Raw genomic sequence first — 11,006 nt, forward strand, 5'->3', positions numbered from 1 at the left:
GGCAAACATGCGCAAAAGGGGTCTTTCGTCAGTCGTCGTGAGGGTGACAGGGCCCCGGCGGCCGGGAGCGGGCCCTCAGCGTTCGCCCGGCGGCCCCAGCAGCAGCCCGCCGTTGACCTCCAGGGTCTGCCCGGTGATCCAGCGCGCGTCGTCCGAGGCGAAGAACACCACCGCGTCGGCGACATCGGCCGGCCGGCCGTGGCGGCCGAGCGCCGTCATCGCGGCGACGGACCGCTGCGCGTCCGCGCTGTCGCGCAGCCAGTTCATGTTCATGTCCGTGTCGGTGATGCCCGGCGAGACCGTGTTGACCGTGATGCCCCTGGAGCCCTGCGAGTTGGCGAGCGACCGGGTGAAGACGTTGAGCGCGCCCTTGGACATGGCGTACACGATCTCGGGCGTGGCGAACCAGGTGACGCCGGAGGAGACGTTGACGATCCGGCCCCCGTCGCGCATGAGCGGCAGCGCCCGCTGGGTGATGAACAGGGGGGCCCGCACATTGACCGCGAAGAGCCGCTCGTACGCCTCCGGGGTGGCCTTGTCGATGGTGGCGTCGTAGTCGATGAAGGCCGCGTTGTTCACCAGGATGTCCAGCGGCCGGTCGCCCCACCCCGCCCGTAATCCCGCGAAGAGGGACTCCACGTCCCCGTCCGCGCCCAGCAGCGCGCGGACGGCGAACGCCTGGCCGCCCGCCTCCTCGATCGTCGCCACGGTCGCGCGCGCCGCCGCCTCGTCGCTGCCGTAGTGCACGGCGACCAGCGCCCCCTCGGCGGCCAGGCGCTCCGCGATCGAGCGGCCGATGCCGCGCGAGGCGCCCGTCACCACCGCGGTCCTGCCCGCGAGACCCTTGGACCTCGTCATGTCCCCACCCTCTCAGCCGAGTTCACGGCGCGACAGTAGATGTTAGGGATCGTTCCCTATCAAGTGCTGGCACCGTAGACTGCCCCCGTGGCGAAAGCAAGGACGGCCCCGAGACGCACCGCGGCGCAGACCCGCGAACACCTGCTGGACGTGGCGCACGAACTCTTCTACTGGAACGGCATCCGTGCCGTCGGCGTGGACAGGATCGCCGCCGAGGCGGGGGTCGCACCGACCACGCTCTACCGGCTGTTCGCCTCCAAGGACGATCTGATCGCCGCGTACGTCGAGCGCGCGGCCGACGGCTACCGGGAGTGGTTCACGGCCGCCACCAGGGCCGACGGCCGCGGAGCGAGGGAGCGCGTCCTGGCCCTGTTCGACGCACTCCGCGCCCAGACCGCGCCCGACCGCTGCCGGGGCTGCCCCTTCCTGATGGCGCTGTCCGAACTGCCCGACCCGGCTTCCGCCGGCCACCGCCGGGCGGTCGAGCTGAAGGCGTGGGTACGGGCCCGCATGGGCGACCTCACCGAGGAGTTGGCCCGCACCGCACCCGTCCCCGACCCGGCCCTGCTCGCCGACCAGCTCACCCTGATCCTGGAGGGCGCCTACGCGTCCGTGCAGGCCCTGGGCGTCGACGGCCCCGCCCGCGCGGCCCGGGCCTTCGCCGAAGCGGTGCTGCCGGACGGCGCCGCGCGCTGACCCGCCCGCGCCACGGGCCGGCACCCGGGGGAGGCGCCGTCCCGTGCGGGTGCCTCCTTGACGCGTCCGACCGCCCCACCTACGGTCCCCTGGACGTGAGCAGCGCGATCAGACAGGCAGGTCGACGATGACGGACGCCCCGCCCTCCGACGGCACCCCCTCGGTCCGCCCGCTCCAGGTGGAGACCCACGGCCTCGACGTGATCGGCGACGCCGACCGCAAGGGCACCCCCCGCACCCTCTTCTGGCCGTGGTTCGGCGCCAACGTCTCCGTCCTCGGCATGAGTTACGGCGCCTTCGCTCTCGGCTTCGGCATCTCCTTCGGACAGGCCCTGGCCGCCGGGATCCTCGGCATCGTCTTCTCGTTCCTGCTGTGCGGGTTCGTCGCGGTCGCGGGCAAGCGCGGCTCGGCCCCCACGATGGTGCTCAGCCGGGCCGCCTACGGGGTGCGCGGCAACCGGCTTCCCGCGGCCGTGTCCTGGCTGCTCACCGTCGGCTGGGAGACCGTCCTGTGCGCCCTCGCCACCATGGCCACCGCGACCGTCTTCCGCAGGTTCGGCACCGGCGGGGGCGACGAGACCAAAATGGTGGCTCTTATCCTGGTCGCCGCGCTCGTCGTGGTCGTCGGCGTGATGGGCTTCGACCTCATCATGCGCCTCCAGACCGTGATCACGGTCGTCACCGGAGCGCTGACCGTCGTCTACGTGGCCCTGGTGGCCGACCACATCCACTGGTCCACCGTCAGCGCCGTACCCGGCGGCTCCGCCCAGGAGTTCATCGGCGCCCTCGTCTTCATGATGACCGGCTTCGGCCTCGGCTGGGTCAACGCGGCGGCCGACTACTCCCGTTACCTGCCGCGCACCGCCTCCGGCCGGGGTGTCGTCGGCTGGACCACCTTCGGCGCCTCCCTCGCCCCGCTCCTCCTGCTGGTCTTCGGCCTGCTCCTCGCCGGCTCCTCCGCCGAACTCGGCGAGGCGATCGCCCTCGACCCCATCGGCGCGCTCACCACGCTCCTGCCCACCTGGTTCCTCATCCCGTTCGCCGCCGTCGCCGTGCTCGGCCTGGTCGGCGGCGCGGTCCTCGACATCTACTCCTCCGGCCTCGCCCTGCTCGCGGCGGGCCTGCGCGTGCCGCGCCCGCTGGCCGCGCTCGTCGACGGCGTCCTGATGATCGCGGGCGCCGTCTACATCGTCTTCTTCGCCGACGACTTCCTCGGCCCGTTCATCGGCTTCCTCACCACGCTCGGCGTGCCCATCGCCGCCTGGTGCGGGGTGATGCTGGCCGACCTGCTGCTGCGGCGCCGCGACTACGCCGAGGAGGACCTGTTCCGCCCGGACGGCCGCTACGGCGACATCCCGCCGGGCCCCCTCCTGCTCACCCTCGCCGCCACGGCCCTCGGCTGGGGCCTGGTCACCAACACGGCGGCGGGCTGGCTGGACTGGCAGGGCTACCTGCTCGGCCCCCTCGGCCTCGGCGGCAGGACCGGCGACTGGGCCTTCGCCAACCTGGGCGTCCTCGTCGCCCTGGCGACCGGCTTCCTCGGCACGCTGCTGCTGTCCGGACGCCGAGTGCGGGCGCAGGAGGGGCGCGCATGACCGCGGACCCGTCCCACGGTGCCCCGGACGCCCCGCCCGGTCTGCTCGCCGTCATCGACATGCAGCGCGTGTTCGCCGAGCCGGACAGCCCTTGGGCCACGCCCCGCTTCGACGAGGCCGCGGCCGGGGTGCGGCGGCTGCTCCCGGCGTTCGGCGACCGCGTGGTGTTCACCCGCTTCATCGCGCCCGAGCGCCCCGAGGGAGCCTGGCGCGCCTACTACGACCGGTGGACGTTCGCCCTGCGCCCGGCCGGCGCCCCGCTCTGGCACCTGGTCGACGAGTTCGCGGAGGGCCTCCCCGGCGGTACCCGCCCGCTCCTGGACGCCCCCACCTTCGGCAAATGGGGCCCCGACCTCGCCGCCCGTCTCGGCGCGGACGGGCGGCTGGTCCTGGCCGGGGTCAGCACCGACTGCTGTGTGCTGTCCACCGCCCTCGCCGCCGCCGACGCCGGGGTCGAGGTGCTGGTGGTGGCGGACGCCTGCGCGGGCGCCGACGACGACTCCCACGCCAAGGCCCTGCACCTGCTCGGCCTCTACCGGCCCCTCGTGCGGGTGGTGACCGTCGACGAGGTCCTCGCTCAACCGCGCCCCGCGCCCCGGTAGAGGTCCGGCTGCCCGTCGAGTCCGACGGGGAGGACGGTCGCGCACGGGTCGAGGTCGGCCTCGCCGGGGGCGTGCGGATCCCCGCCCCGCGCTCACCCACGACGCCCGGGCCCGGCCCCGTCCGCCGCGCGGGCCGGCGGGGGGCACAGGAATGGGCGTCCGCGGATCGGGTACGCGAGGGACGTCGTGCCCGGAACGGATCTTGTCCCGGGCGGCCCGTCCCCACCTTCAGGGATCTTCCAATGGACATACCCGCCAACAACCACCCCGCGCGCCAGGAGGCCACACCGGCTCAGCAGGCGCTGACCGCCCTCGCCCTCGACAACGGCGACACGGCCGCGCTGGACACTCTGGCCGGAAGCGACGTCCTGGTCCCCGTGCCGGACGACGCCGACGACGCGACGCTGAACGACCCCACGGCCGTGGCGCTGCCCGTCCTGGAGCAGCCAGGAGGCGAACAGGTCGTGCCGGTGTTCACCTCGGAACCGGCGATGGCCGAGCTGCTGCCGTTCGTCTCCCGCTACCGTCTCGTGCCGCTCGGGGCCCTCGCCTCCCAGTGGCCCGACAGCGACCTGTTCCTGACCATCGACGCCGGCTCACCGTACGGCCTGACCCTCGACGCCCACGACGTGGGCACCCTGCTCGGGGGGCACGAGTTCTGACCCCCGACCCGCCAGGGAGGGGGCATGAGGGGCGTACGGGCCTCACCCCCTTCCGGGGGAGCGGGCGCCCCCTTCCCGGGGGAGCGGGCGCCGCCGCGCGGCCGGCGTCAGTCGCTCCGCAGCGTCCTCGCCAGGACGTCCCGCTGCAGGGGCAGCACCTCGGAGTGCAGCGAGCGTCCCTTGTCGGTGAGGGCGACCCGCACCCCGCGCCGGTCCTCGGTGCAGACCGAGCGGGTGACCAGGCCGTCCTTCTCCAGCCGCGCGATCAGCCGGGACAGGGCGCTCTGGCTGAGGTGGACCTTCCCCGCGATGTTCTGCACCCGGCAGTGATCGTCCGCGTCCGCGGTGCCGAGCTCGGACGCGAGGATGTCGAGCACCTCGAAATCGCTGGCCCCGAGGCCGTGCGGATGCAGCGCGCGGTCGATCTCGCACATCGTGCGGGCGTGCACCGCGAGGATGTCCCGCCACCGTTCCTCGAGCCGGGCATCGGCCGTGTTCGCTGCCATATGTGCACGGTAACAGAGGGTGCGGGGATGCCCGTCCGCGCAGTTCACGCCCGAATTCACACGGGCTTGAGCCAGACCGTCGCCAGCGGCGGCAGGGTCAGCCGGAGGGTGGCCGGACGGCCGTCGTAGGGGGCGGGCTCGGCCTTCACCGGGTCGGCGTTGACGACGTCACCGCCTCCGTAGACCGCGGCGTCGGTGTTGAGGACCTCCTGCCAGACGGGGATGTCGCCGGGCGCCCCCAGACAGTAGTCGTGGCGGACGACGGGGCTGAGGTTGGAGACGGACAGCAGCGGGGTGCCGTCCGCCGCGAGCCGCAGGAACGCGAAGACGTTGTCCTCGGCGGCGTCGCCCTTCACCCACTGGAAGCCCGCCGGATCGCTGTCGCGCTGCCAGAGCGCCGGGGTGCCCCGGTAGACCGTGTTCAGATCGCGGACCAGGTCCCGCACGCCCCGGTGGTCGGCCTCGGCGCCGTACGCCGGGTCGAGGAGCCACCAGTCCGGGCCGTTCGGCTCGTACCATTCGCCGCCCTGCGCGAACTCCTGCCCCATGAACAGCAGTTGCTTGCCGGGGTGGGCCCACATGAAGCCCAGGTACGCGCGGTGGTTGGCGCGCTGCTGCCACCAGTCGCCCGGCATCTTCGACACCAGCGCCTGCTTGCCGTGCACGACCTCGTCGTGGGAGATCGGCAGGACGTAGTTCTCGCTGTACGCGTACACCATCGAGAACGTCATCTCGTTGTGGTGGTACTTGCGGTGCACCGGCTCCTTCGCCATGTAGCCGAGGGAGTCGTGCATCCAGCCCATGTTCCACTTCAGCCCGAAGCCCAGACCCCCGCTGTCGGTGGGCCGGGTCACGCCGTCCCACGCCGTGGACTCCTCCGCGATGGTCACCACGCCCGGCGCCCGCCGGTACACGGTCGCGTTCATCTCCTGGAGGAACGCCACCGCGTCCAGGTCCTCACGCCCGCCGAACACATTGGGCGACCACTGGCCGGAGTCCCGCGAGTAGTCGAGGTAGAGCATCGACGCGACGGCGTCGACCCGCAGCCCGTCGACGTGGAACTCCTCGCACCAGTACACCGCGTTCGCGACGAGGAAGTTGCGGACCTCCGTGCGCCCGAGGTCGAACTCGTACGTCCCCCAGTCCGGATGCTCCGCCCGCCGCCAGTCCCCGGACTCGTACAACGGCTCCCCGTCGAAGCGGGCCAGCGCCCAGTCGTCCTTGGGGAAGTGCGCCGGAACCCAGTCCATGATCACGCCGATCCCCGCCCGGTGCAGGGAGTCGATCAGGTACTTGAGGTCGTCCGGTCCGCCGAGGCGGGCCGTGGGCGCGTAGAACCCGGTGACCTGGTAGCCCCAGGACCCGCTGAACGGATGCTGGGCGACCGGCATGAACTCCACATGCGTGAAACCGAGGTCCTTCACGTACGCCGGAAGCTCCTCGGCCAGCTGACGATACGTCAACCCCGGCTTCCACGACGGCAGATGGACCTCGTACACGGAGAACGGCGCCTCGTGCACCGGGGTGTCCCCGCGCCGCGCCATCCATTCCGCGTCGCCCCACTCGTGGTGCGAGACCGTCACCACCGACGCCGTCGCGGGCGGCACCTCCGCCTGGCGCGCCATCGGGTCCGCCTTGAGGAAGCGGTGCCCGTGCCGGGAGGTGATCTCGAACTTGTACCGGGCGCCCTCACCGACGCCCGGCAGGAACAGCTCCCACACCCCGGACGACCCCAGTGAGCGCATGGGGAACGCCGTACCGTCCCAGCAGCCGAAGTCCCCGGCGACCCGCACCCCTCGCGCGTTCGGCGCCCACACCGTGAAACGGGTGCCTGCCACGCCCTGGTGGACCATGGGCTCCGCGCCCAGCGCCTTCCACAACTGCTCGTGCCGGCCCTCCCGGATCAGATGCAGATCCAGATCGCCGAGCGCCGGAAGGAAACGGTACGGGTCGTGGACCTCCAGGTCCGCGTCCTCGTACGACACCAGCAGCGTGTAGTCGGGGATCGTGCCGAGCGGCACCACCCCCGCGAACAGGCCGTCGCCCTCCGAGGAGAGATAGGTGCGCACCCCGTCGATGACGACCCGCACCGCGTGGGCGTACGGCCGCAGCGCCCGGATCACGACCCCGCCGGGCACCGGATGCGCGCCCAGCAGGGAGTGCGGGTCGTGATGCGCGCCGGCCAGCAGCCGGCCGCGGTCCTCGGGGGACAGGGGAGGAGCACCCGCGAAGGTGCCCGGCGGGTGCGACGGCGGACCGGCCGACTCGGGGGGAGTGTTGTCGCGCAGGGCCACTGCTTCAGCCTCCTCTTACGGCGAGACGCTCGATCGCCGCCATCGGTACGGGGAGCCAGTCGGGTCGGTGCCGTGCCTCGTACAGAACCTCGTACACGGCCCGGTCGGTCTCATAGGCGCGCAGCAGACCGTGCTTCTTGCGCGGGTCCCAGCCGGCGCGGGCGGCGTAGCCCGCGCAGTACGCCTCGCGGCAGCGGCGCGCCCACTCAGGCCGCCAGGGCCGCCGCTGCCGGGCGGCGTAGTCGAAGGAGCGCAGCATCCCGGCGATGTCCCGCACCGGGGACTGGGTGCCGCACCGCTCGGCGAGCGGACGGGACGGCTCGCCCTCGAAGTCGATGACGAACCACTCCCGGCCGGCCCGCAGCACCTGCCCCAGGTGCAGATCACCGTGGATGCGCTGCGCGGGCGGCCCCGCGTCGCAGGTGAGCAGCGCCCGGAACGCGGTCCGCAACCCCGGTACGTACGGCCGCAGCGCCGGGACACAGCGCGCCGCCGCGTCGAGCCGCTCGGTCATCGCCGCCGCCGTCCGCGCGTTCTCGTCGTGCTCCCCGGCGGGGAAGGCCGAGGCCAGCGCGAGGTGCACGTCCGCCGTGGCCCGTCCCAGCTCACGCGCCTGCGCCGTGAAGTCGTGCCCGGAGGCGAGCGCGCCGAGCGCCAGCGTCCAGCCGTCGGACGCGTCGGGCAGGAACGGCTGGAGCACACCGAGGGTCGCCGCGAACGGGTTCGTCGTCCGGAACCACGCCACCGGAGCCGGCACCCGGCCGCAGCCCTGCCCCGCCAGCGCGCCGGGTACCTCCAGATCGGGGTTGACCCCCGGCTGGATGCGCCGGAACACCTTCAGGATGAACGCGTCGCCGTACACCAGCGAGGAGTTGGACTGCTCCGCGTCCAGCAGCCGCGGCGCCAGCCCGGCCGGTACGTGCGCCGACGGGTCGGCCTCGAAGCGCAGCGGGCCGGCCGCGCCGGGGTTCCGCAGCCGCTCCAGCAGCAACTGCGCCGACCGGGGGTCGTACAGCGCGTCATAGACCGTGAGCCCCGCGAGGGGGCCCTCCTGCGCCTGTCCGATGAGGGCCCGGCCCAGCCGCGGCGCCGGATGGTCCCGCACCCCGAGCAGCAGCTGATAGCAGTCGCCCGCCGGGGGAGTGCCGCCGGGCGCCGGCACGCCACCATGACTGCTGTGACTGGCGTGCCCCGTGTGCACCAGGAGATGCAGACAGCCCGGATACAGCTCCGTCATCGACAGCAGTGCGAGGTCCGTGACCGGCCGGTCCTTGCCGGCGAACCAGCGCTGCCGGGGCAGCCACTCACGCAGCAGCCCCGCGAGCGAGGTCATCAGGTCGGCGGCGCCCCTGTCGCTGCTCGGCCGGAGCAATGCGGTCTTCGGCATGGTGACGCGTCCTTTCACCGGCCCGCGCCTCAACGCCCTCGGGCAGCGCGGGAGAGGACTCGGGAGAGCCGGAACCAGTAGAAGCCGTGGCCCGCGAGGGTGAGGAGATAAGGGAGTTCACCGATGGCGGGGAAACGGACCTGGCCGATGAGTTCGACGGGGTGGCGTCCTTCGTAGGCGCTCAGGTCGAGTTCGGTGGGCTGCGCGAACCGCGAGAAGTTGTTCACGCACAGCACGAGATCGTCCTTGTACTCACGCAGATAGGCGAGGACCGCCGGATTGGACGAGTGGAGCTCCGTGTACGACCCCAGCCCGAAGGCCGGGTTCTGCTTGCGGATCTCGATCATGCGGCGGGTCCAGTGGAGCAGCGACGAGGGCGAGGACATCGACGCCTCGACGTTGGCGACCTGGTAGCCGTAGACCGGATCCATGATCGTCGGCAGATAGAGCTTCCCCGGGTCGCACGTGGAGAAGCCCGCGTTGCGGTCCGGGGTCCACTGCATCGGGGTGCGGACACCGTCGCGGTCGCCGAGCCAGATGTTGTCGCCCATGCCGATCTCGTCGCCGTAGTAGAGGATCGGCGAGCCCGGCAGGGACAGCAGCAGGGCGGTGAACAGTTCGATCTGGTTGCGGTCGTTGTCCAGCAGCGGGGCGAGGCGGCGGCGGATGCCGATGTTGGCGCGCATACGCGGGTCCTTCGCGTATTCCGCGTACATGTAGTCGCGCTCTTCGTCGGTGACCATTTCGAGGGTCAGCTCGTCGTGGTTGCGCAGGAAGATGCCCCACTGGCAGTTGGACGGGATCGCGGGGGTCTTGGCGAGGATCTCCGAGACCGGGTAGCGCGATTCCCTGCGGACCGCCATGAAGATCCGTGGCATGACGGGGAAGTGGAACGCCATGTGGCATTCGTCGCCGCCGCTGGTGTAGTCGCCGAAGTAGTCGACCACGTCCTCCGGCCACTGGTTCGCCTCCGCGAGGATGACCGTGTCCGGGTACAGCGCGTCGATCTCCCTGCGGACCCGCTTGAGGAAGGCGTGGGTGGCGGGAAGGTTCTCGCAGTTGGTGCCTTCCTCCTGGTAGAGGTAGGGCACCGCGTCGAGCCGGAAACCGTCGATCCCGAGGTCCAGCCAGAACCGCAGGGAGGCCAGCATCTCCTCCTGCACGGCCGGGTTCTCGTAGTTGAGGTCCGGTTGGTGGGCGAAGAAGCGGTGCCAGAAGTACTGCTTGCGGACGGGGTCGAAGGTCCAGTTGGAGACTTCGGTGTCGACGAAGATGATGCGGGCGTCCTGGTACTGCTTGTCGTCGTCGGCCCAGACGTAGTAGTCGCCGTAGGGGCCGTCGGGGTCCTTGCGGGACTCCTGGAACCACGGGTGCTGGTCGCTGGTGTGGTTCATGACGAAGTCGATGATGACGCGCATGCCGCGCTGGTGGGCGGCGTCGACGAATTCCACGAAGTCGGCGAGGTCGCCGAACTCGGGCAGGACGGCGGTGTAGTCCGAGACGTCGTAGCCGCCGTCGCGCAGGGGCGACTTGAAGAAGGGCGGGAGCCAGATGCAGTCGATGCCCAGCCACTGCAGGTAGTCGAGTTTCGCGGTCAGGCCCTTGAGGTCGCCGATGCCGTCGCCGTTGCTGTCCTGGAAGGAACGGACGAGGACCTCGTAGAAGACGGCGCGTTTGAACCACTCCGGGTCCCGGTCCCTCTGCGGCGTGTCCTCGAAGGTGTCCGGGATGGGCTTGTTCATCGTCATCGGGTACCGGGCCCTCCCTTGCGAGCCGAGGACGTGCCGTCGGCGGGGACCCCGACGTGGAGGATGTGTGCGGGCGCCCGGCCCGGCTCCAGACACACGTAGTTCGTCCTTCCCCATCGGTAGGTCTCACCCGTCAGCTCGTCGCGCATCGGCGCGTTCTCGTCCGGACCCAGGCCGAGTTCCGCCATGTCGAGCGAGACCCAGGCGGCTTGCGTGCGGTGGGGGTCGAGGTTCACGACCACCAGGACCGTGTCCGCGCCCGTGCGCTTGCTGTACGCCATCACCGCGTCGTTGTCGGTGTGGTGGAAGCGCAGGTTCCTGAGGCCGTGCAGTGCCCGATGACGCCGGCGGATGTCGTTCAGCGCGGTGATGAGGGGCGCGATCGTGCGTCCTTCGCGTTCGGCTGCTTCCCAGTCGCGGGGGCGGAGTTGGTACTTCTCGGAGTCGAGGTACTCCTCGCTGCCGGGTTTGAGGGGGGTGTTCTCGCACAGTTCGTAGCCGGAGTAGACGCCCCAGGTGGGGGAGAGGGTCGCGGCGAGGACGGCGCGGAGTTCGAAGGCGGGGCGGCCGCCGTGCTGGAGGAAGGCGTGCAGGATGTCGGGGGTGTTGACGAAGAAGTTGGGCCGCATGTAGCTCGCGGCGTCCCCGGCCAGCTCGGT

The 11,006-nt window shown here is 71.6% G+C and carries 9 protein-coding genes and 1 pseudogene; 4 read left to right on the forward strand and 6 right to left on the reverse strand.

Features of this window, described 5'->3' with window-relative positions:
• Positions 1-75: 75 nt before the first annotated feature.
• Positions 76-858, reverse strand: coding sequence for an SDR family NAD(P)-dependent oxidoreductase (locus tag ACZ4Z2_RS16120; RefSeq protein ID WP_468076364.1), 783 nt, complete (start codon positions 856-858; stop codon positions 76-78).
• Positions 859-945: 87 nt separating this feature from the next.
• On the opposite strand from ACZ4Z2_RS16120, the gene ACZ4Z2_RS16125 reads away from it, so the two are divergent.
• The 4 genes from ACZ4Z2_RS16125 (at position 946) to ACZ4Z2_RS16140 (ending at position 4,412) form a co-directional block, all read left to right on the forward strand.
• Positions 946-1,554: a TetR/AcrR family transcriptional regulator gene (locus ACZ4Z2_RS16125; protein ID WP_468076366.1), complete on the forward strand. Its 609-nt coding sequence runs from the start codon at positions 946-948 to the stop codon at positions 1,552-1,554.
• A 127-nt stretch (positions 1,555-1,681) separates the two neighbouring features.
• The gene (locus ACZ4Z2_RS16130) at positions 1,682-3,148 is read left to right on the forward strand and encodes a purine-cytosine permease family protein (protein ID WP_468076368.1); all 1,467 of its coding nucleotides are present in this window, start codon (positions 1,682-1,684) and stop codon (positions 3,146-3,148) included.
• Positions 3,145-3,750, forward strand: a complete 606-nt coding sequence (locus ACZ4Z2_RS16135) for a cysteine hydrolase family protein (protein ID WP_468076370.1) — start codon at positions 3,145-3,147, stop codon at positions 3,748-3,750. The genes ACZ4Z2_RS16130 and ACZ4Z2_RS16135 overlap by 4 nt, the downstream gene beginning before the upstream one ends.
• 242 nt (positions 3,751-3,992) lie before the next feature.
• Positions 3,993-4,412, forward strand: a complete 420-nt coding sequence (locus ACZ4Z2_RS16140; RefSeq protein WP_468076372.1) for an SseB family protein — start codon at positions 3,993-3,995, stop codon at positions 4,410-4,412.
• Between the two features lie 107 nt (positions 4,413-4,519).
• Here the strand turns inward: ACZ4Z2_RS16140 and ACZ4Z2_RS16145 are convergent, their stop codons facing one another.
• From ACZ4Z2_RS16145 to ACZ4Z2_RS16165, 5 genes and pseudogenes are all read right to left on the reverse strand, one after another.
• On the reverse strand, positions 4,520-4,918 hold the full coding sequence (locus ACZ4Z2_RS16145) for a MarR family winged helix-turn-helix transcriptional regulator (protein ID WP_468076374.1): 399 nt from the start codon (positions 4,916-4,918) through the stop codon (positions 4,520-4,522).
• 56 nt (positions 4,919-4,974) lie between these two features.
• Positions 4,975-7,212 (reverse strand): 1,4-alpha-glucan branching enzyme, encoded by a 2,238-nt coding sequence (gene glgB / locus ACZ4Z2_RS16150; RefSeq protein ID WP_468076376.1) that lies wholly within the window; start codon positions 7,210-7,212, stop codon positions 4,975-4,977.
• Positions 7,213-7,216: 4 nt separating this feature from the next.
• Positions 7,217-8,599, reverse strand: coding sequence for a maltokinase N-terminal cap-like domain-containing protein (locus ACZ4Z2_RS16155; RefSeq protein WP_468076378.1), 1,383 nt, complete (start codon positions 8,597-8,599; stop codon positions 7,217-7,219).
• A gap of 29 nt (positions 8,600-8,628) precedes the next feature.
• The gene (gene treS, locus ACZ4Z2_RS16160) at positions 8,629-10,347 is read right to left on the reverse strand and encodes a maltose alpha-D-glucosyltransferase (RefSeq protein WP_468076380.1); all 1,719 of its coding nucleotides are present in this window, start codon (positions 10,345-10,347) and stop codon (positions 8,629-8,631) included.
• Positions 10,344-11,006, reverse strand: a pseudogene (locus tag ACZ4Z2_RS16165) (alpha-1,4-glucan--maltose-1-phosphate maltosyltransferase); the annotation flags it as partial. The pseudogene ACZ4Z2_RS16165 and the gene treS, both read right to left, overlap by 4 nt.

The organism is Streptomyces sp. NPDC030183 (assembly GCF_055573455.1).